23 protein-coding genes and 1 tRNA gene are annotated in these 18,844 nt (G+C 67.9%); 21 read left to right on the top strand and 3 right to left on the bottom strand.

What is annotated here, in order from left to right; translation table 11 throughout:
• The first annotated feature begins 93 nt into the window (after positions 1-93).
• From galE to tatC, 11 genes are all read left to right on the top strand, one after another.
• Complete coding sequence (galE, locus tag ABWV53_RS11945; protein ID WP_353366096.1) at positions 94-1,122, top strand: UDP-glucose 4-epimerase GalE; 1,029 nt, start codon at positions 94-96, stop codon at positions 1,120-1,122.
• 71 nt (positions 1,123-1,193) lie between these two features.
• Entirely contained in the window at positions 1,194-2,087 is an 894-nt protein-coding gene (locus ABWV53_RS11940) for a D-hexose-6-phosphate mutarotase (RefSeq protein WP_353366094.1), read from the top strand.
• Between the two features lie 50 nt (positions 2,088-2,137).
• Complete coding sequence (hisF, locus tag ABWV53_RS11935) at positions 2,138-2,917, top strand: imidazole glycerol phosphate synthase subunit HisF (protein WP_353366092.1); 780 nt, start codon at positions 2,138-2,140, stop codon at positions 2,915-2,917.
• 133 nt (positions 2,918-3,050) lie between these two features.
• Positions 3,051-3,440, top strand: coding sequence for a phosphoribosyl-AMP cyclohydrolase (gene hisI, locus ABWV53_RS11930; RefSeq protein ID WP_353366090.1), 390 nt, complete (start codon positions 3,051-3,053; stop codon positions 3,438-3,440).
• A 5-nt stretch (positions 3,441-3,445) separates the two neighbouring features.
• Complete coding sequence (locus tag ABWV53_RS11925) at positions 3,446-3,856, top strand: phosphoribosyl-ATP diphosphatase (RefSeq protein ID WP_353366088.1); 411 nt, start codon at positions 3,446-3,448, stop codon at positions 3,854-3,856.
• The gene (locus tag ABWV53_RS11920) at positions 3,853-4,239 is read left to right on the top strand and encodes a DUF4870 family protein (RefSeq protein ID WP_353366086.1); all 387 of its coding nucleotides are present in this window, start codon (positions 3,853-3,855) and stop codon (positions 4,237-4,239) included. The genes ABWV53_RS11925 and ABWV53_RS11920 overlap by 4 nt, the downstream gene beginning before the upstream one ends.
• Positions 4,232-5,272 carry a patatin-like phospholipase family protein gene (locus ABWV53_RS11915; protein ID WP_353366083.1) on the top strand — a complete coding sequence of 347 codons (1,041 nt, stop codon included), beginning with the start codon at positions 4,232-4,234 and terminating at the stop codon, positions 5,270-5,272. The genes ABWV53_RS11920 and ABWV53_RS11915 overlap by 8 nt, the downstream gene beginning before the upstream one ends.
• Positions 5,273-5,294: 22 nt before the next feature.
• Positions 5,295-5,651 (top strand): histidine triad nucleotide-binding protein, encoded by a 357-nt coding sequence (locus ABWV53_RS11910; protein ID WP_353366081.1) that lies wholly within the window; start codon positions 5,295-5,297, stop codon positions 5,649-5,651.
• A gap of 96 nt (positions 5,652-5,747) precedes the next feature.
• On the top strand, positions 5,748-6,011 hold the full coding sequence (gene tatA / locus ABWV53_RS11905) for a Sec-independent protein translocase subunit TatA (RefSeq protein ID WP_353366079.1): 264 nt from the start codon (positions 5,748-5,750) through the stop codon (positions 6,009-6,011).
• 73 nt (positions 6,012-6,084) lie between these two features.
• Positions 6,085-6,576 carry a Sec-independent protein translocase protein TatB gene (gene tatB, locus ABWV53_RS11900; RefSeq protein ID WP_353366077.1) on the top strand — a complete coding sequence of 164 codons (492 nt, stop codon included), beginning with the start codon at positions 6,085-6,087 and terminating at the stop codon, positions 6,574-6,576.
• 75 nt (positions 6,577-6,651) lie between these two features.
• On the top strand, positions 6,652-7,440 hold the full coding sequence (gene tatC, locus ABWV53_RS11895; protein ID WP_353366075.1) for a twin-arginine translocase subunit TatC: 789 nt from the start codon (positions 6,652-6,654) through the stop codon (positions 7,438-7,440).
• A gap of 170 nt (positions 7,441-7,610) precedes the next feature.
• Here the strand turns inward: tatC and ABWV53_RS11890 are convergent, their stop codons facing one another.
• Positions 7,611-8,753, bottom strand: a complete 1,143-nt coding sequence (locus tag ABWV53_RS11890) for a trypsin-like peptidase domain-containing protein (protein WP_353366073.1) — start codon at positions 8,751-8,753, stop codon at positions 7,611-7,613.
• A 429-nt stretch (positions 8,754-9,182) separates the two neighbouring features.
• Here ABWV53_RS11890 and ABWV53_RS11885 point away from each other — a divergent pair, with 429 nt between their 5' ends.
• From ABWV53_RS11885 to pdxA, 3 genes are all read left to right on the top strand, one after another.
• Positions 9,183-10,514: an MFS transporter gene (locus ABWV53_RS11885; protein WP_353366071.1), complete on the top strand. Its 1,332-nt coding sequence runs from the start codon at positions 9,183-9,185 to the stop codon at positions 10,512-10,514.
• Between the two features lie 35 nt (positions 10,515-10,549).
• Entirely contained in the window at positions 10,550-11,317 is a 768-nt protein-coding gene (locus ABWV53_RS11880; protein WP_353366069.1) for a Nif3-like dinuclear metal center hexameric protein, read from the top strand.
• A 94-nt stretch (positions 11,318-11,411) separates the two neighbouring features.
• Positions 11,412-12,461, top strand: a complete 1,050-nt coding sequence (pdxA, locus tag ABWV53_RS11875; protein ID WP_353366067.1) for a 4-hydroxythreonine-4-phosphate dehydrogenase PdxA — start codon at positions 11,412-11,414, stop codon at positions 12,459-12,461.
• A 62-nt stretch (positions 12,462-12,523) separates the two neighbouring features.
• Here pdxA and mscL read toward each other — a convergent pair whose 3' ends face one another.
• On the bottom strand, positions 12,524-12,961 hold the full coding sequence (gene mscL / locus ABWV53_RS11870) for a large conductance mechanosensitive channel protein MscL (protein ID WP_353366065.1): 438 nt from the start codon (positions 12,959-12,961) through the stop codon (positions 12,524-12,526).
• Positions 12,962-13,094: 133 nt separating this feature from the next.
• Between mscL and petA the strand changes: the two genes are divergently transcribed.
• From petA to ABWV53_RS11840, 6 genes are all read left to right on the top strand, one after another.
• A complete protein-coding gene (gene petA / locus ABWV53_RS11865) occupies positions 13,095-13,694 on the top strand; it encodes a ubiquinol-cytochrome c reductase iron-sulfur subunit (protein WP_353366063.1) in 600 nt (199 codons plus the stop codon).
• Positions 13,695-13,704: 10 nt separating this feature from the next.
• Positions 13,705-15,123: a cytochrome b gene (locus ABWV53_RS11860; RefSeq protein ID WP_353366061.1), complete on the top strand. Its 1,419-nt coding sequence runs from the start codon at positions 13,705-13,707 to the stop codon at positions 15,121-15,123.
• 38 nt (positions 15,124-15,161) lie between these two features.
• A complete protein-coding gene (locus tag ABWV53_RS11855) occupies positions 15,162-15,917 on the top strand; it encodes a cytochrome c1 (protein ID WP_353366059.1) in 756 nt (251 codons plus the stop codon).
• Between the two features lie 97 nt (positions 15,918-16,014).
• Entirely contained in the window at positions 16,015-16,626 is a 612-nt protein-coding gene (locus ABWV53_RS11850) for a glutathione S-transferase N-terminal domain-containing protein (protein WP_056668591.1), read from the top strand.
• Between the two features lie 45 nt (positions 16,627-16,671).
• Positions 16,672-17,211, top strand: coding sequence for a ClpXP protease specificity-enhancing factor (locus ABWV53_RS11845; RefSeq protein WP_353366708.1), 540 nt, complete (start codon positions 16,672-16,674; stop codon positions 17,209-17,211).
• Positions 17,212-17,298: 87 nt separating this feature from the next.
• Positions 17,299-17,374, top strand: a tRNA-Thr gene (locus tag ABWV53_RS11840).
• 49 nt (positions 17,375-17,423) lie between these two features.
• Here ABWV53_RS11840 and ABWV53_RS11835 read toward each other — a convergent pair.
• Positions 17,424-17,723 (bottom strand): hypothetical protein, encoded by a 300-nt coding sequence (locus tag ABWV53_RS11835; RefSeq protein ID WP_353366056.1) that lies wholly within the window; start codon positions 17,721-17,723, stop codon positions 17,424-17,426.
• A gap of 36 nt (positions 17,724-17,759) precedes the next feature.
• On the opposite strand from ABWV53_RS11835, the gene ABWV53_RS11830 reads away from it, so the two are divergent.
• A complete protein-coding gene (locus tag ABWV53_RS11830) occupies positions 17,760-18,737 on the top strand; it encodes a M23 family metallopeptidase (RefSeq protein WP_353366054.1) in 978 nt (325 codons plus the stop codon).
• Positions 18,738-18,844 lie beyond the last annotated feature (107 nt).

The raw sequence follows: 18,844 nt of genomic DNA, 5'->3' as shown, positions 1-18,844 counted from the left end.
CACCACTGCAGTCGCATGCTAGCCCTTTGAAAAGCTCCCTTCTTCAAGGCGTTTTTAAAGGTTTTTTGGTTAACAATTTGTAGGAGTATCCCATTGATTTTGGTAACCGGCGGGGCTGGCTTCATAGGCTCTCACACCTGCGTGGCGCTGGCGGCAGCCCAGCTGCCCTTCCTGATACTTGACAATTTCTCCAACAGCCGCCCTTCGGTGCTGGGCCGGCTGGAGCAGATCCTGGGCTGGCGCCCCGTCTGCGTGGAGGCCGACATTCGCGACGGCGAGGCGGTGGCGCAGGTGCTGCGGGACCACCGCGTCGACGCGGTGCTGCACTTCGCCGCGCTCAAGGCCGTGGGCGAGTCGGTGCGCGAGCCCCTGCGCTACTACGACAACAACGTCGCCGGCACGGTGACGCTGCTGCAGGCGATGCAGGCGGCCCAGGTGCGCACGCTGGTGTTCTCGTCGTCGGCCACGGTGTATGGCGAGCCGGCCTCGCTACCCATCCGCGAGGACTTCCCGCTGTCGGCCACCAACCCCTACGGCTCGACCAAGCTGATGATGGAGCAGGTGCTGGCCGACGTGGACCGGGCCGAGCCGGGCCTGTGGCGCATCGCCCGGCTGCGCTACTTCAACCCGGTGGGCGCGCACGAGAGCGGCCTGATCGGCGAGGACCCGCGCGACGTGCCCAACAACCTGCTGCCCTACGTGGCCCAGGTGGCCGCCGGGCTGCGGCCCGCGCTGAGCGTCTACGGCGACGACTACCCCACGCCGGATGGCACGGGGGTGCGCGACTACATCCACGTGACCGACCTGGCGGAAGGCCATGTCGCCGCGCTGCGCTACCTGCAGGACCACCCCGGGCTGCTCACGGTAAACCTCGGCACCGGGCGGCCCGTGTCGGTGCTGGAGATGGTGCGCGGGTTCGAGCGCGCCAGCGGCCGGCCGGTGCCCTACCAGGTGGTGGCGCGCCGGCCGGGCGACGTGGCGCAGTGCTGGGCCGACCCGGCCCTTGCCGAGCAGTTGCTCGGCTGGCGCGCCCGCCTCGGCCTCGACCGCATGTGCGAAGACGCCTGGCGCTGGCAGGACGGCACGGCCCGCACGCTGGCCCGCCCGTCGCCCGCTGCCTGACTGCGCCCCCGGGCCCTGGCTGGTGCCGCCGGACGCCGGGGCGCGCCGACCCGGCTTCTACAATCGGCGCCATGTCCGCCGCCTTGCCCACCGCCCCGCGATCGCCTGCGCCCGCCGTACGCGAGACCACCTTCCACGGCCTGCCGGCCCTGCAGCTCGGCCTGCCTTCGGGCGACGTCGCCGTGGTGGCGCTCCAGGGCGCGCAGGTGCTGTCCTGGGTGCCGGCGGGCGCAGAGGAGCGGCTCTATCTCAGCCCCCGTGCCGTGTTCGACGGGCACTCCGCCATCCGCGGCGGCACGCCCGTGTGTTTTCCCCAGTTCAACCAGCGCGGGCCGCTGGCCAAGCATGGCTTCGTGCGCAACCTGCCCTGGCAACGGGACGAGGCCGCGACTCCGCCGGAAGCCACGGCATCCGGCGTGTCGGCCGTCCTGGTGCTGCGCGATTCCGCCCAGACCCGCGAGTGGTGGCCGCACGGCTTCACGGCCCGCCTCGTCGTCACGCTGACCGAGGGTGGCCTGCGCACCGAGCTCACCGCGCAGAACACGGGTGATTCGGCATGGGACTTCACCATGGCGCTGCACTCCTACCTGCGCATCCCCGACATCGCCCAGGCCCGGCTCGAAGGGCTGGACGGCTGCGCCCGCTGGGATGCGGTGGCCGACGTGCGCGGCACCCAGCAGGGCGCGGTGACCTTCGAGGGCGAGTACGACAGCGTGTTCACCGCGCCGGGCCACGCGCTGCAGCTGCACGGCGGCGGCGCAGGCCCGCTGCGCATCGAACAATCCTCCAGCTGCGCCAACACGGTGGTGTGGAATCCGGGCGCCGCGCTCTGCGCCCGCCTGGCCGACATGCCCGCGGACGGCTTCCGGCACATGGTCTGCGTGGAGGCGGCGGCCATCGACCAGCCCGTGACCCTGGCGCCAGGTGCGCGGTGGACCGGCTGGCAGCAGCTGCGCCTGGCCTGACCGCCGCCCCCTTGCCACGCTTCTTTTTCCAGACCCATTCAGAATTCACCATGCTCGCCAAACGCATCATTCCCTGCCTCGACGTGACCGGAGGCCGCGTGGTCAAGGGCGTCAACTTCCTGGAGCTGCGCGACGCCGGCGACCCGGTGGAGATCGCCGCCCGCTACAACGCGCAGGGCGCCGACGAACTCACCTTCCTCGACATCACCGCCACCAGCGACGCGCGCGACCTGATCCTGCCGATCATCGAGGCCGTCGCCAGCCAGGTGTTCATACCGCTCACCGTGGGCGGCGGCGTGCGCACGGTGGAAGACGTGCGGCGCCTGCTCAACGCCGGGGCCGACAAGACCAGCTTCAATTCGGCGGCCCTGTCCAACCCCGACGTGATCAACGCCGCATCGGACAAGTACGGCGCGCAGTGCATCGTCGTGGCCATCGACGCCAAGCGCCGCCAGGGCGACGACCTGGCCGCGCGCGGCGAGGGCTGGGACGTCTACAGCCACGGCGGCCGCAAGAACACCGGCCTGGACGCCGTGCAGTGGGCCACCGAGATGGCGCGGCGCGGCGCGGGCGAGATCCTGCTGACCAGCATGGACCGCGACGGCACCAAGTCCGGGTTCGACCTGCAGCTGACCCGCGCCGTGAGCGACGCCGTCGGCGTGCCGGTGATCGCGTCGGGCGGCGTTGGCAACCTCGACCACCTGGCCGACGGCGTGCAGCAGGGCGGGGCGGACGCGGTGCTGGCCGCCAGCATCTTCCATTACGGCGAGTACACCGTGGGCGAGGCCAAGGCCCGCATGGCCGAGCGCGGCGTGCCGGTGCGGCTCTGATGGCGGGTGGCGACGGGTCGTTTCCATCGAAATCGACCGCCAGCGCCCTTGCATCAAGCGCATATAGCTATAAAAAATATAGCAATCCGATGAAAAATGCTGCACTGCAGCAATTTGTGTGGACAATGACACCATGAACTGGCTCGACGAAGTGAAATGGGACGCGCAAGGCCTGGTGCCCGTGATCGCGCAGGAGGCCGCCAGCGGCGACGTGCTGATGTTCGCCTGGATGAACCGCGAGGCCCTGGCGCGCACGGCCGAGCTGGGCCGGGCGGTGTATTTCAGCCGCTCGCGGGGCCGGCTCTGGCACAAGGGCGAGGAATCGGGCCACGTGCAGACCGTGCACGAGATCCGCCTGGACTGCGACAACGACGTGGTGCTGCTCAAGGTCACGCAGCTGGGGCACGAGCCCGGCATCGCCTGCCACACCGGCCGCCACAGCTGTTTCTTCAGCGTGCTGAAGGACGGCGCCTGGACGGCGGTCGATCCGGTTTTGAAAGATCCCGAATCCATCTACAAGTGAGCGCCATGCCTTCCACTCTCTCACCGGCCGCGCCCGCCGTGGCCTCGCACGACGCGCTGGCCCGCCTGGCCGCCGTCATCGAAAGCCGCAAGCCCGCGCACGGCGGCGAGCCCGACAAGAGCTATGTCGCGCGCCTGCTGCAGAAAGGGCCCGACGCCTTCCTCAAGAAGATCGGCGAGGAAGCCACCGAAGTGGTCATGGCCGCCAAGGACGCCGACCACGGCGGCGACGCCAGCAAGATCGTCTACGAGGTGGCCGACCTCTGGTTCCACACCATGGTGGCGCTGGCCCACTATGGCTTCACCCCGGCCGACGTGGTGGCCGAACTCGAGCGCCGCGAAGGTACCAGCGGCATCGAGGAGAAGGCCTTGCGCCGCGCCGAGCAACGTGCAACCGACGAACAAGGAGCTACATGAACGACGACATCATCGACGTGGAGCCGAACCGGCGCGCCGAATCGCTGAAGACCATCGGCTGGGTCAGCTACGTGCTGCACCTGATCGTGGCCGTGGCGGCGGTGCTGCCCAGCGCCCAGCCCAGCATCGTGCTGCTGCTGATCGCGCTGGTGATCGACCTGGTCAAGCGGGACGACGCGCAGGGCACCTGGCAGGCCAGCCATTTCTCCTGGCGCATCCGCAGCGTGATCTGGGCCGGGGTGCTCTACATCGTTACGGCGCCGCTCTGGATCCTGTTCATCATCCCTGGCTGGATCGCCTGGGCCGTCATCTCGATCTGGTTCCTCTACCGCATCGTGCGCGGCATGGTGGCCATGAGCCAGAACAGGGCCGTCGGTGTCTGATGCTTCCACGCCCACCGCGCCGCGCCGGCTGAACCTGGCGCTGCAGGGGGGCGGCTCGCACGGCGCGCTCACCTGGGGCGTGCTCGACGCGCTGCTGGAAGACGGCCGTTTCGCCATCGACGGCGTGAGCGGCACCAGCGCCGGGGCGATGAACGCCGTGGCCATGGCGCACGGTTTCGCCCGCGCCGCGCACGAACACGCGGGGCCGCCGGATGCGGCGGCCGTCCACCGGGCTGGCTGCGAGCTGGCCCGTGCCACGCTCGGGCGGCTGTGGGAAGGCGTCGGCATGCTGGGCAGCCTGACGTGGGGCACGCCTCTTTCGGGCGCCAACCCGCTGATGGGCATGGTCACGCAGTGGCTGTCGCCCTACCAGACCAATCCGCTGGGCATCAACCCGCTGCGGCGGCTGCTGGAACGCGAGGTCGACTTCGACCTGCTGAGCGCGCCGGGCGCGCCCAGGGTGTTCGTCTGCGCGACCAACGTGCGCACCGGCCGCGGCGAGATCTTCTCCGGCAAACGCCTGAGCGCCGACGCGGTGATGGCGTCGGCCTGCCTGCCGCTGCTCTTCAAGGCGGTGGAAATCGACGGCGAGCATTACTGGGACGGCGGCTTCTCGGGCAACCCGGCGCTGCACCCGCTCATCTACAAGACCGAATGCGCCGACCTGCTGCTGGTGCAGATCAACCCCATCGAACACCCGACGGTGCCCGACAACGCCGGCGACATCATGGAGCGCATGAACGAGGTCACCTTCAACGCCAGCCTGCTGTCGGAGATGCGCGCCATCGAATTCGTGCGCCGGCTGCTGGCCGAGGGCAAGCTCGACGAGCGCCGCTACCGCAGCGTGCGCATGCACCGCATCGACGGCGGCGCGCTGCTGGCCGGCTACGGCGCGTCGAGCAAGTCGCGGGCCGACCTGCCGTTCGTGCGCGAGCTGTTCGCCCTGGGCCGCAAGGAGGGTCAGCGCTGGCTGGCGGCGCATGGCGACGATGTCGGCGCCCGGCCCACGGTCAACATCGCGGACAATGCCTGAGAACACGACAGAGCCTTCGCCCATGCACGATCCCGACTGCCTTTTCTGCAAGATCATCGCCGGCCAGATTCCCTCCCGCAAGGTGTATGAAGACGATGAAATCTTTGCCTTCCACGACATCCATCCCTGGGCGCCGGTGCACTTTCTCATGGTGCCCAAGGAACACATCCATTCCATGGCCGGTGTGACGGACGCTCATGCCGGCGTGCTGGGCCGCATGATGGCGCTGGCGCCCCGGCTGGCGCTGGAGCAGGGCTGCAACCCGTACCCCGCCGGCGGCTTTCGCATCGTGGTCAACACGGGCGACGAGGGCGGCCAGGAGATCCACCACCTGCACGTGCACGTCATGGGCGGGCCCCGCCCCTGGCTCAAGGGCTGAAAGCCGCCGCGGCGGGGAACGCCGAGGGCAGCAGGGGTATCACACCGCGGTCAGGTCCCCCGTCTAGAATGTTTCGCAATTCGTTAGGAGATTTTCATGGGTTCGTTTTCCATCTGGCACTGGCTGATCGTTCTGCTCATCGTGGTCATGGTGTTCGGCACCAAAAAGCTCAAGAACATGGGCTCCGACCTGGGCGGCGCCGTGAAGGGCTTCAAGGACGGCATGAAGGACGGCTCGGCCGACCCCGCCACGCCACCCGGCGCCGTGCCGCCTCCCGGCCAGGTCGGCACCACCACCCACGCAGCCGCCACGCCCGCCGACAAGACCACGATCGACGTGGAAGCCAAGCACAAGGGCTGATGGCGCCCGGTCCTGCCGCCGCGACGCGCTCCGGCGGTGTTTTCGTTTCCCGCACCGCTGAATCGTTCGTCCCATGATTGATATTGGCCTGTCCAAGATGGCGCTGATCGGCGCCGTGGCGCTGATCGTCATCGGCCCCGAGAAGCTGCCCCGCGTGGCGCGCACCGTCGGCACGCTGCTGGGCAAGGCGCAGCGCTACGTGGCCGACGTGAAGTCCGAGGTCAACCGGTCGATGGAGCTGGACGAGCTGCGCAAGATGAAGGACACGGTGGAGAGCGCCGCGCGCGACGTGCACCAGTCCGTGCAGACCAGCGCCACCGACTTCCAGAAGGACTGGGACACCTCCATCGGCGGCGGCATCGACGATGCGTCCTCGCCCGGCGTGTCCTCGGGCTCGGCCTTCGACCACGGCACGGTGGTGCCCGCCTACAAAAACCCCGGCAAGAACTGGCGGCTCAAGCGCGGTGCCACGCCCCAGTGGTACAAGGCCCGCGCTGGCGTGCGCACGAAGGCCCAGTCCGGCGCCGCGCGTGTCGCCCGCTTCCGGCCGCAGAAATTCCACTGACGACCCCTGCTGCCCCGCCGCCGCGCGTGCCCATCGCCGCGCGCCGGCAACCGCCCGCACACTGCTTTCCCCACTATGTCCGACATTCCCCATAAAGAAGACGAGCTCGCGGGCACCGAGCAGCCGTTCGTGCAGCACCTGATGGAGCTGCGCGACCGGCTGGTCAAGGCGCTGATCGCTGTCGGCATCGCCGCGGCCGTGCTGTTCTTCTATCCCGGCCCCGGCCCGCTCTACGACCTGCTGGCTGCGCCGCTGGTGGCGCACCTGCCCGCGGGCGCCACGCTGATCGCCACCTCGGTGATCTCGCCCTTCATGGTGCCGCTCAAGATCCTGCTGATGTCGGCCTTTCTGCTGGCGCTGCCGGTGGTGCTGTGGCAGGCCTGGGCCTTCGTGGCGCCGGGCCTTTACTCGCACGAGAAGAAGCTGGTGCTGCCGCTGGTGGTGTCCAGCACGCTGCTCTTCTTCATCGGTGTGGCGTTCTGCTACTTCTTCGTGTTCGGCCAGGTGTTCGCGTTCATCCAGAGCTTCGCGCCCAAGAGCATCACCGCCGCGCCGGACATCGAGGCCTATCTCAGCTTCGTCATCACCATGTTCCTGGCCTTCGGCCTCGCGTTCGAGGTGCCGATCGTCGTGATCGTGCTGGCGCGCCTGAACATCGTGACGGTGGACAAGCTCAAGAGCTTCCGCGGCTACTTCATCGTGCTGGCCTTCATCATCGCCGCCGTGGTCACGCCGCCAGATGTGGTGTCGCAACTGGCGCTGGCCGTGCCCATGTGCCTGCTGTACGAACTCGGCATCTGGGCCGCGCAGATCTTCATCCGCCACACGGCCGCACCCGAAGACGCGCAGGAGCCCAGCGCCTGAGCGGAACCCGAGCGGCCCACATCGCCGCGGGATGAACACACGATTGCCCATAAAAATAGCTGCCAGCGCTTGATGTATAAGCGCTTGCAGCTATTTTTTTGATAGCGTCAGATTGGTGGGGCGGCAGCGCAGGCAGCGCAGGCACCGCCGGCGCCGCGCCCCGTGCCCAATCAGCGCCGCTGCTGCGGGCGGGGCCGGGTGCCGGGCACCACCTGCACCTCGATGCGCGCATCGCCGCGCTGCAGGGTGAAGGGCGCGGAGGTGCCGGGCCGCAGCGCGGCCACGGCCGTCAGCAGGGCAGACACGCTGTGGGTGGGCTTGCCGTCGACTTCCACGATCACATCGCCCGGGCGCACGCCGGCCTGCGCGGCGGGGCCGGCCTGCAGTACGCCGGTGATGATCACGCCCTCGGTGGCCTTCACGCCGAAGGTGGCGGCCAGTTCGGGCGACAGCTCGTTGGGCTCCACGCCGATCCAGCCGCGCGTGACCTGGCCGTCCTTCACGATGCCGTCCAGCACCAGCTTGGCGGTGGACACGGGAATCGCGAAGCCGATGCCCATGCTGCCGCCCGAGCGCGAGTAGATCGCGGTGTTGATGCCCATCAGGTTGCCGTGCACGTCCACCAGCGCGCCGCCCGAATTGCCCGGGTTGATGGCGGCGTCGGTCTGGATGAAGTTCTCGAAGATGTTGATGCCCAACTGGCTGCGGCCCAGGGCCGAGATGATGCCGCTGGTCACCGTCTGGCCCACGCCGAAGGGGTTGCCGATGGCCAGCACCTGGTCGCCCACCGCCAGCTGGTCGGACTGGCCCAGCACGATCACGGGCAGCTTGTCCAGGTCGATCTTCAGCACCGCTAGGTCGGTGTCGGGGTCGGTGCCGATCACGCGGGCGCGGGCGCGGCGGTTGTCGGTCAGCGTGACCTCGATCTCGTCGGCGCCTTCCACCACGTGGTTGTTGGTGAGGATGTAGCCGTCGGTGCTGATGATGACACCGCTGCCCAGCCCGGTCTGCGCCTGCTGGGCGGCCTGGTCGCCGAAGAAGAACTGGAACCAGGGGTCGTTGCTGCGCGGGTTGCGCACGGCCTTGCTGGTGTTGATGCTGACCACCGCCGGGGCGGCCTTGCGCGCCGCGCCGCTGAAGCTGCCCGGGGCGGGCGGCGCATCCGGCGTGGCGGGCGCCTCGATCAGCGAGATGCCCGCGCTGCTGCGCGTGGCGCCGCCGCGGATCCAGCTCGGTTGCAGGGTAGCGACGACGAAATAGGCGGCGACGAAGACCGTCACGGCCTGGGCAAACAGCAGCCAGATGCGCTTCATGGTGGAGCAGGTGTGCAAAAAGGGATTCGAAAAGACCAGGCCGGGGGCAGCCTGCTGGGGCCCGACCGGGCCAGCCGCCCAGCATTGTCGCCGCTCGGCGGCGGCCCTGGCGTCGGCGCCGACCTTCGGTGGCAGAGGGACGTGCGGGGCCGCCCGCGCGGCGCCATCGGGGAAACCCTTAAACTGTGGCGGTCTGTAACGGTTTCGTCGTTCCCCGCGCCCCCGCTACCCGCCTGGGCCGCCGCGCTCTCGTCTCCCCACCCGGATCGTCTGCCCGAACGTGGCTGCACCCTGCGCTATCCCCGCGCACGGATGCGGCCAGGCCGTTGCTTTGTGCTTTGGTATTTTTCCGTTCGCCTCGATCCTTGCTCGTGCTGCGCCGACCGCAGCGCCGTGCAGGCGCCGCGAACCTTTCCGGACCGTTTTCCAATGACCCTGACCCCTTCCGCGCCGGCCTCAGCCGACGCTGCCACCGACTCCCATCGCCCGTTGACGCGCAGCGACTACAAGACCCTGGGGCTGTCCGCCCTGGGCGGCACGCTGGAGTTCTACGACTTCGTCATCTACGTGTTCTTCGCCGCGGTGCTGAGCGGCCTCTTCTTCCCTGCCGACATGCCCGACTGGCTGCGCCAGCTGCAGACCTTCGGCATCTTCGCCGCCGGCTACCTGGCGCGCCCCGTGGGCGGCATCGTCATCGCCCACTTCGGCGACAAGCTGGGCCGCAAGCGCATGTTCACGCTGTCGATCTTCCTGATGGCCGTGCCCACGCTGGTCATCGGCCTCTTGCCCACCTACGCCAGCATCGGCGTGGCGGCACCGCTGCTGCTTTTGGCCATGCGCGTGCTGCAGGGCGCGGCCATCGGCGGTGAAATGCCGGGCGCCTGGGTGTTCGTGGCCGAGCACGTGCCGAAGAACCGCTACGGCCTGGGCGTGGGCACGCTCACGGCCGGCATCACGGGCGGCATTTTGCTGGGCTCGCTGGTGGCGATCGCCATCAACCGCAGCTATGCACCCGCCGAGGTGCGCGACTTCGCCTGGCGCATCCCGTTCATCCTGGGCGGCGTGTTCGGCCTGGTGTCGGTGTATCTGCGCCGCTTTCTGCACGAAACGCCGGTGTTTCAGGAGCTGGCCACCCGCCGCGCCGTGGCGCGCGAGCTGCCCGTGAAGACCGTGCTGCGCGACCACAAGGGCGCGATGGTGCTGGTGGCGCTGATGACCTGGGTGCTGTCCACGGCGGTGGTCGTGGTGGTGCTGATCACGCCCAACTACCTGCAGAAGGTGTTCCAGATCCCGGCCACGCTGGCGCTGGAGGCCAACGCCGTCGCCACGCTCACGCTGACCATTGGCTGCATCGTCGTGGGCTGGGCCACGGACCGCTTCGGCACACGCCCCGTCATGCTGATCGGCTGGGGCGGGCTCACGCTGTCGAGCTACTGGTTCTACACCCAGCTGCCGGGCACGCCCGCCTCGCTGGTCTTCAACTACGGGCTGATCGGCTTCTTCGTGGGCTCGATCTCGCTGCTGCCCATCGTCGGCGTGCGTGCCTTTCCGCCGGAAGTGCGCTTCACCGGGCTTTCGTTCTCCTACAACATGGCCTATGCCGTGTTCGGCGGCATCACGCCCATTTTGATCACGCTGTGGCAGCAGCACGACGTGCTGGCCAACGCCCACTACGTGGCGGCCATGGGCGTACTGGGCTTCGCGCTGGGCTTCGTGCCGCTCGCATCGCGCGGCTGGCAGCCGGCGGCCCAGCGCGGCTGACCCGGCTGCGCTCGCGGGGCTGAGACAATCGGCGGATGACGACGACCCCCACCTCGCGAGACCAATTGCTGGGCGCCTTCGACGCCCTGCTGCAGCCCGAACGCTTCAAGGACTACGGCCCCAACGGCCTGCAGGTCGAGGGGCGCCCGGAGGTGCGGCGCATCGTGAGCGGCGTCACCGCCAGCCGGGCGCTGATCGACGCGGCCATCGCCCAGCGGGCCGATGCGATCTTCGTGCACCACGGCCTGTTCTGGCGCGGCCAGGACGGGCGCGTGACCGGTTGGATGAAGCAGCGCCTGCAGCGCCTGCTGGCCCACGACATCAACCTCTTCGCCTACCACCTGCCGCTGGACGCGCACCCGGAACTGGGCAACAACGCCCAGCTGGGCCAGCGCCTGGGCTGGCAGGCCGACCGCCAGTTTGGAGAGCAAAACCTGGGCTGCGTGGCCAGCGCCGCTTACGGCGATGGCGCGGCGCTGGCGCGGCATGTGGAGGCCGTGCTGGGCCGCAGCGTCACGCTGGTGGCGCCCGCGCCGGCCGAGGTCCGGCCCATCCGCCGCGTTGCCTGGTGCACCGGCGGCGCGCAAGGCTACTTCGAGGCGGCCATGGCGGCCGGCGCCGATGCGTTCGTCACCGGCGAGATCTCTGAACCGCAGGCGCACCTGGCACGCGAGAGCGGCGTGTCCTTCCTGGCCGCCGGCCACCATGCCACCGAGCGCTACGGCGCGCCGGCCGTGGCCGAGCGGGTGGCCGGGCAACTGGGGCTGGAGCACGTGTTCATCGACATCGACAACCCGGCCTGAAAAGCTCGATTGCTATTAAATATGTAGCAATAGGCGCTTTATTCACGGGCGCTGGAGGCCGATTTGGCATGAAAAATCACCCTGCGGGAGCCGCATGACGCAACCTTTACCCATCGCCATCACCCAGGGCGACGCGGCCGGCATCGGCCCCGAGATCATCGCCAAGGCGTTCCGCGACGCGCCCGGGCTGCTGCGCGGCTGCTTCGTGGTGGGCAGCGTGGCGGCGCTGCGGCGCGGGGCGGCATGCATCGCCCAGCCCGGCGACACGGCCTTGCCGATGGCGCGCATCGCGTCGGTGCGCGAGGCGGCGGCTGTGCCACCGCGCTGCGTGCCGGTGCTGCCGCTGCCCGGCCTGCCGGCCGAGCCGCCCGCCTGGGGCCGCATCGACGCCGCCGCCGGCCGGGCCGCCGCCGACTGCGTGGTCTGGGCCGCGCGGGCCGCACTGCGGGGCGAGGTGGCGGCGCTCGTCACCGCGCCGCTGCACAAGGAGGCGCTGGCTGCGGGTGGCATCGCCTTCCCCGGCCACACCGAATTGCTGCAGGCCGAGGCGGCGCGCCATGCGGGCGTGGCACTGGCCGAGATGCCGGTGCGCATGATGCTGGCCAGCGACGAGCTGCGCACCGTGCTGGTCAGCATCCACGTGTCGCTGCGCGACGCGCTGGATGCGGTGACCGTGGCCAACGTGCTGGGGGCGCTGCGCATCACCCACGCGGCCCTGGCCCGCAGCCTGGGCCGGGCGCCGCGCATCGGCGTCGCGGGGCTGAATCCACATGCGGGGGAGGGCGGGCTCTTCGGGCGTGAAGAAATCGACGTCATCGTGCCGGCCATCCAGGCCGCGCGCGCGGAAGGCATCGACGCGCAGGGCCCCTTCGCGCCCGATACCGTCTTCATGCGCGCCCGCAGCACGCCGCAGCGGGCGGGCGAATTCGACGTGGTGCTGGCCATGTACCACGACCAGGGGCTGATCCCGGTGAAGTACCTGGGCGTGGACAAGGGCGTGAACGTCACGCTGGGCCTGCCCCTGGTGCGCACCAGCCCCGACCACGGCACCGCCTTCGACATCGCCGGGCAGGGCGTGGCCGATGCGTCCAGCCTGATCGAGGCCGTGCGCATGGCGCGGCAACTGTCGTCGCTGCCTGCCTGACCATGAAAAAAGGGCCTGCATGGCAGGCCCTTTGCGTATCAGGACAACAGGGAAGCCGCGGCTCAGCGCGGGCGGTTCAGGCTGTCGCGGATCTCGCGCAGCAGCACGATGTCTTCGGCCGGCGCGGCAGGCGCTGCGGGCTCCGGCGCGGGGGCCTGGCGCTTGAGGCGGTTGATCTGCTTGACCATCATGAAAATGATGAAGGCCAGGATCAGGAAGTTGACGCCCACGGTAATGAAGTTGCCATACGCCAGCACGGGCACGCCGGCCTTTTTCAAGGCGTCCAGCGTATTGGCCGTGCCCGGGGGAATGGTGCCCAGCACCAAGTACAGATTCGAGAAATCGAGCCGCCCGAATACCAGTCCGACGACCGGCATGATGAGGTCGCTGACCACCGAATCGACGATCTTGCCGAAGGCCCCGCCGATGATCACGCCCACGGCCAGATCTATCACATTGCCTTTGATGGCGAACTCTTTGAATTCTTGCGCAATGCCCATTTCCCCACTCCTTTGATATAGATGAAAACACTGAAGTAACGACCGCCATGGACGGGTGTCCCCCAATGGAATAACCATATTGGCTCCGCTACAATTTTCGATGATCCCACAAGCGAAGTAGATAGAGGACCCCATGAGTGAAACTCCGATCGACTCCAGCAAACGGACCTGGCTGATCGCGTCCGGATGCGCTGGCGCGGTGGGCGGCGTGGCGACTGCCGTGCCTTTCGTCAGCACCTTCCAGCCCTCCGAACGCGCCAAGGCCGCCGGGGCCGCGGTCGAGGTCGATATCTCCGCGCTGAAGCCGGGCGAGAAGATCACCGTGGAATGGCGCGGCAAGCCGGTGTGGATCGTCAAGCGCACGCCCGAGCAGCTCGCGGCGCTGCCGGGCCTCGATGCGCAACTGGCCGACCCCAAGTCCGAGCGCAAGCCCAGCGAACTCACCCCCGAATACGCCCGCAACGAAGCGCGCTCGATCAAGCCCGAGGTGCTGGTGGCCGTGGGCATCTGCTCGCACTTGGGCTGCTCGCCCTCCGACAAGTTCGCGCCCGGCGCCCAGCCTTCGCTGCCCGACGACTGGAAGGGCGGCTTCCTCTGCCCCTGCCACGGCTCCACGTTCGACATGGCCGGCCGCGTCTTCAAGAACAAGCCCGCGCCCGACAACCTCGAAGTGCCCCCCCACATGTACCTGTCGGAGACCAAGCTCCTGATCGGTGAAGACAAGAAGGCCTGAGGAACGACCCATGGCTTACCGCGAATTCAAGGACATCTCGCCCAACGCGTCGACCGGCGCCAAGGCCGCCAACTGGCTGGAAAACCGCTTCCCCACGGCGTTCGACGCCTACCGGGTGCACATGTCGGAGTACTACGCTCCGAAGAACTTCAACTTCTGGTACATCTTCGGCTCGCTGGCCCTTCTGGTGCTGGTGATCCAGATCGTCACCGGCATCTTCCTCGTGATGCACTACAAGCCCGACGCCGCCAAGGCGTTCGAGTCGGTGGAATACATCATGCGCGACGTGCCCTGGGGCTGGCTGATCCGCTACATGCACTCCACGGGCGCCTCGGCGTTCTTCGTGGTGGTCTACCTGCACATGTTCCGCGGGCTGCTCTACGGCTCCTACCGCAAGCCGCGCGAGCTGGTCTGGATCTTCGGCTGCGCGATCTTCCTCGCGCTCATGGCCGAGGCCTTCATGGGCTACCTGCTGCCCTGGGGCCAGATGTCGTACTGGGGCGCCCAGGTGATCGTAAACCTGTTCGCGGCCATCCCCTTCATCGGCCCCGACCTGGCGCTGCTGATCCGCGGCGACTACGTGGTGGGCGACGCCACGCTCAACCGCTTCTTCAGCTTCCACGTCATCGCCGTGCCGCTGGTGCTGCTGGGCCTGGTGGTGGCGCACCTGCTGGCGCTGCACGACGTGGGCTCCAACAACCCCGACGGCATCGAGATCAAGGGTCCCAATGCCCCGAAGGACGAGCACGGCCATCCGCTGGACGGCATCCCGTTCCACCCCTACTACACGGTGCACGACATCTTCGGCGTGTGCGTGTTCCTGTTCATCTTCTCGGCCGTGATCTTCTTCGCGCCGGAGTTCGGCGGCTACTTCCTCGAATACAACAATTTCATCCCGGCCGACCCGCTCAAGACCCCTGCGCACATCGCGCCGGTCTGGTACTTCACGCCGTTCTATTCCATGCTGCGCGCCATCACCAGCGAGATGATGTATGCGCTCATCGCCTGCGTGGTGCTGGCCGTGGGGCTGGCGGTGGTGAAGGGGCGACTGCCCACGTTCGTGAAGGCGGCGCTGGCCGTGGCGGCGGCGGTGGCCATCGCCCTCATGCTGTCCATCGACGCCAAGTTCTGGGGCGTGGTGGTGATGGGCGGCGCCGTCATCATCCTGTTCTTCCTGCCCTGGCTGGACATGAGCCCGGCCCGGTCGATCCGCTATCGCCCCGACTGGCACAAATACCTCTACGGCATCTTCGTGATCAACTTCGTGGTGCTCGCCTACCTGGGCGTGCAACCGCCCTCGGTGATCGGCGAGCGTGTCTCACAGCTCGGCACGCTGTTTTATTTCGGCTTTTTCCTGCTGATGCCCTGGTGGAGCCGCCTGGGTACCCCGAAGCCCGTGCCCGACCGCGTGACTTTCACGCCGCACTGAGCGCGCGCACCGAGCCGCAAGAAAGCTGAAGCATCGCCATGAAAAAAATCCTCCTCACGCTGATCGCCGCGCTTGGCATTGCGACGGGCGCCCACGCCGCCGAAGGCGGCATCGCCTGGGACAAGGCGCCCAACCGCACCAACGACACGGCCTCGCTGCAGAACGGCGCCAAGCTGTTCGTCAACTACTGCCTCAACTGCCACTCGGCCGCCTTCATGCGCTACAACCGCCTGCAGGACATTGGCCTCACCGAGCAGCAGATCAAGGACAACCTGCTCTTCACCACCGACCGGGTGGGCGAGACCATGAAGGCGTCGATCGACCCGCGCCAGGCCAAGGACTGGTTCGGCGGCAACCCGCCCGACCTTACCGTCATCGCCCGTTCGCGCGCCGGCCACGGCGGTACGGGCGCCGACTACCTCTACACCTTCCTGCGCACCTTCTACCGCGACGACACCAAGGCCACCGGCTGGAACAACCTCGCATTCCCGAGCGTCGGCATGCCCCACGTGCTGTGGCAACTGCAGGGCGACCGCCGCCCGGTGTTCGAGGAGCAGCAGAGTCACGGCCATGCCATCCAGGTCTTCAAGGGGTGGCAGCAGGTCACGGCTGGTACCATGTCGCCCCTGCAGTACGACCAGGCGGTGGGTGATCTCGTCAACTACCTGCAGTGGATGGGCGAGCCGGCGCAAAATACGCGGGTTCGCGTGGGCGTCTGGGTGCTGATCTTCCTGGGCGTCTTCACGGTCATTGCCTGGAGGCTCAACGCAGCCTTCTGGAAAGACGTCAAGTAACCGCTAGACTCTTTGCCGCACCCCTTGGGTGCGGTTCGAGCTTTTACAGAGTGGGCGCAGTCGCGCCCACTCTTTTGATTTTTAGGAGCCTCCCACCATGATGGTGCTTTATTCGGGTACGACCTGCCCCTTCTCCCATCGCTGCCGTTTCGTTCTGTTCGAGAAGGGAATGGACTTCGAGATCCGCGATGTGGACCTGTACAACAAGCCCGAAGACATCAACGTGATGAACCCCTACGGCCAGGTGCCCATCCTGGTCGAGCGCGATCTGATCCTGTATGAGTCGAACATCATCAACGAGTACATCGACGAGCGCTTTCCGCACCCGCAACTGATGCCTGGCGACCCGGTGGACCGCGCGCGCGTTCGCCTCTTCCTGCTCAACTTCGAGAAGGAACTGTTCGTCCACGTGAACATCCTGGAGTCTCGCGCCACCAAGGGCAACGAGAAGGCGCTCGAAAAGGCCCGCGCCCACATTCGCGACCGCCTGACCCAGCTGGCCCCCGTGTTCCTGAAGAACAAGTACATGCTGGGCGAGAACTTCTCCATGCTGGACGTGGCGATCGCCCCGCTGCTGTGGCGCCTGGACTACTACGGCATCGACCTGAGCAAGAACGCCGCGCCGCTGCTGAAGTACGCCGAGCGCATCTTCTCGCGCCCCGCCTACATCGAAGCGCTCACGCCTTCGGAAAAGGTCATGCGGAAGTAACGAAAGAAAGCCTCCGCCTTTGTTCCTTCTTTTCACTTTGCCATGATGAACGCCCAGGACTCCACTTCCACGCGTCCTTACCTGATCCGGGCGCTCTACGAGTGGTGCACCGATAACGGCCTTACGCCTTACGTGGCGGTGCGTGTGGACCAATCCGTCCAGGTGCCGCGCGAGTACGTGAAGGACGGCGAGATCGTCCTCAACATCAGCTACGACGCCACGAGCGCATTGCAACTGGGCAACGATTTCATCGAGTTCAAGGCGCGTTTCGGCGGCAAGCCCCGCGACATCATGGTGCCGGTGGGGCGGGTGATCGCGATCTATGCGCGGGAGAACGGGCAGGGCATGGCCTTCCCGCCCCCGGTCGATGCGCTGGTCGAAGGCGGCGCCGGATCGGTCATGTCGTCGCTGCCTGCCACCACGGCCCCCGAGGCGGCGGAGCCTGCCACGACAGAAGGGCCCACGGCCGACCGCGTCGTGCAGCTGGTGCAGCCCGAGTCGCCGGCCACCGACGAACAGGAGCCGCCGCGCCCGCAGCCGCCCGCCGGCGGCGGTGGGCGCCCCGCGCTCAAGCGCGTGAAGTAGGCGCGCTTCTTCCCAAGCACCGGCGTGCCGAAAGGTCCGCCGGTGTTTTGTTTTGCGCTGCCGCGTGCCGGCTAGAATGCAGCCTTCGCCGATTTAGCTCAGTTGGTAGAGCACCCGCCTTGTAAGCGGTAGGTCGTCAGTTCGATTCCGACAATCGGCACCATTTCTTATCGCATTTTTTCCATCGGCCGTCCGAACGCCCCAGCCGGGGTTCAGGTTTGGATTTTCAGGCGGATGGAGTTAACCTCCCACCCCCGGCTACGCAGATGCGCCTCGAAGGCAGGCAGCAACTGCCGGATCTTGGCCGCCGCTGCGTTGCTGCGCACCAGCAGGCACCACGACGTTCCGTCGATGGGACCGGCCTGGATGGTCGGGCGCAAGGTCGGCGGAATCAGTTTTTCGATGGCCCGCAGCCGTTCGCTGGAGTCCCGCGTCAGCGCCGTCAGCATCGACAGCGTGGGCGATTCCTGAGTGGCTTGTTGCAGCGTGACGGCGTGATGTCGGCGGGGCATGGGCTGGCATGGCGCCGGCTGGCGCGGAGATTCATAGTGCATGTGATTATTACGGACGCCCGTCTGGCGCGCAGCCGGGCGATTCACCTGTCGGGCACGCGGCTGCTGCTGCTCGCGCTGCTGATGTCGCTGGTGCTGATGGCCTGTACGGCGGCGATGTACCACTGGCTGTTCATGCAGGGCGCGCGAGCGGCCTGGCCTTCGGGCATGGCCGCCCACGCCGGTGCGACGCAGGGCGACGCCGACGAGCAGAACCGCCTGATGCGCGCCAACCTCGATGCCATGGCGCGCAAGGTCGGCGAGATGCAGGCGCGGGTGATGCAGCTGGAATCGCTGGGCGACCGGGTCATGGGGCTGGCCGGCATGCCGCCCGTCAGCGCGGCCAAGCCGCCAGGGCAGGGCGGCGCGCTGGTCTCCGGCCGCCCGCTCGACCTCGCCGACCTGCAGGCGACGCTGGACGATCTCGCACGGGTGACCGACCAGCGCGTGGATCTCATGACGGTGGTGGAGTCGCGCCTCTTCGACCAGCGCATCCGCAAGCACATGGTCCCGACGCAGCAGCCCGTGCTGGACCGCCTGGCCGGCTCTTCGTTCGGCTGGCGCATCGATCCGGTGACGGGGCAGTCGGCCCTGCACACCGGGCTGGACTTTCCCGCCGAGCCCGGCACGCCCATCCTGGCGGCCGCGGGCGGCGTGGTCGTGACCCAGGAATACCACCCCGCCTACGGCAACATGGTCGAGGTGGACCACGGCAACCAGCTGGTGACCCGCTACGCGCATGCCTCCAAGACCTGGGTCAAGCGGGGGGATCTGGTGCGCCGTGGCCAGAAGATCGCGGCCGTGGGCTCCACGGGGCGCTCCACCGGTCCCCACCTGCACTTCGAGGTGCTGGTGCAGGGCGTGCCGCAGGATCCGCAAAAATTCCTGCTCGCCGGCGCGGGTGGGGCCGGCGGTGCGGCGCAGCGCGTGGCCGCCGCGGGCGTCACCACCGAGGTGCAACGCATGGGCAGGTAAAATCGCCGCTCCGGACGCCTGTCCCCTGATTTGCAATCACTTGCAAAACGGGGCCGGCGGCCCCATCTGAACCTACTTCTTCTTAGGGATTCTGGTCGCCCTGCAGC

Source organism: Acidovorax sp. FG27 (assembly GCF_040365715.1).
Classification (GTDB): Bacteria; Pseudomonadota; Gammaproteobacteria; order Burkholderiales; family Burkholderiaceae_C; genus Paracidovorax.
This window is presented reverse-complemented; position numbering and strand designations above follow the sequence as displayed.

Bases quoted from the DNA above. Each gene is read 5' to 3' on its own strand.
- ABWV53_RS11940 (WP_353366094.1), top strand. From the start codon at position 1,194: ATGTCCGCCGCCTTGCCCACCGCCCCGCGATCGCCTGCGCCCGCCGTA.
- hisF (WP_353366092.1), top strand. From the start codon at position 2,138: ATGCTCGCCAAACGCATCATTCCCTGCCTCGACGTGACCGGAGGCCGC.
- hisI (WP_353366090.1), top strand. From the start codon at position 3,051: ATGAACTGGCTCGACGAAGTGAAATGGGACGCGCAAGGCCTGGTGCCC.
- ABWV53_RS11925 (WP_353366088.1), top strand. From the start codon at position 3,446: ATGCCTTCCACTCTCTCACCGGCCGCGCCCGCCGTGGCCTCGCACGAC.
- ABWV53_RS11920 (WP_353366086.1), top strand. From the start codon at position 3,853: ATGAACGACGACATCATCGACGTGGAGCCGAACCGGCGCGCCGAATCG.
- ABWV53_RS11910 (WP_353366081.1), top strand. From the start codon at position 5,295: ATGCACGATCCCGACTGCCTTTTCTGCAAGATCATCGCCGGCCAGATT.
- tatA (WP_353366079.1), top strand. From the start codon at position 5,748: ATGGGTTCGTTTTCCATCTGGCACTGGCTGATCGTTCTGCTCATCGTG.
- tatB (WP_353366077.1), top strand. From the start codon at position 6,085: ATGATTGATATTGGCCTGTCCAAGATGGCGCTGATCGGCGCCGTGGCG.
- tatC (WP_353366075.1), top strand. From the start codon at position 6,652: ATGTCCGACATTCCCCATAAAGAAGACGAGCTCGCGGGCACCGAGCAG.
- ABWV53_RS11890 (WP_353366073.1), bottom strand. From the start codon at position 8,753: ATGAAGCGCATCTGGCTGCTGTTTGCCCAGGCCGTGACGGTCTTCGTC.
- ABWV53_RS11885 (WP_353366071.1), top strand. From the start codon at position 9,183: ATGACCCTGACCCCTTCCGCGCCGGCCTCAGCCGACGCTGCCACCGAC.
- ABWV53_RS11880 (WP_353366069.1), top strand. From the start codon at position 10,550: ATGACGACGACCCCCACCTCGCGAGACCAATTGCTGGGCGCCTTCGAC.
- pdxA (WP_353366067.1), top strand. From the start codon at position 11,412: ATGACGCAACCTTTACCCATCGCCATCACCCAGGGCGACGCGGCCGGC.
- mscL (WP_353366065.1), bottom strand. From the start codon at position 12,961: ATGGGCATTGCGCAAGAATTCAAAGAGTTCGCCATCAAAGGCAATGTG.
- petA (WP_353366063.1), top strand. From the start codon at position 13,095: ATGAGTGAAACTCCGATCGACTCCAGCAAACGGACCTGGCTGATCGCG.
- ABWV53_RS11860 (WP_353366061.1), top strand. From the start codon at position 13,705: ATGGCTTACCGCGAATTCAAGGACATCTCGCCCAACGCGTCGACCGGC.
- ABWV53_RS11855 (WP_353366059.1), top strand. From the start codon at position 15,162: ATGAAAAAAATCCTCCTCACGCTGATCGCCGCGCTTGGCATTGCGACG.
- ABWV53_RS11850 (WP_056668591.1), top strand. From the start codon at position 16,015: ATGATGGTGCTTTATTCGGGTACGACCTGCCCCTTCTCCCATCGCTGC.
- ABWV53_RS11845 (WP_353366708.1), top strand. From the start codon at position 16,672: ATGAACGCCCAGGACTCCACTTCCACGCGTCCTTACCTGATCCGGGCG.
- ABWV53_RS11835 (WP_353366056.1), bottom strand. From the start codon at position 17,723: ATGCCCCGCCGACATCACGCCGTCACGCTGCAACAAGCCACTCAGGAA.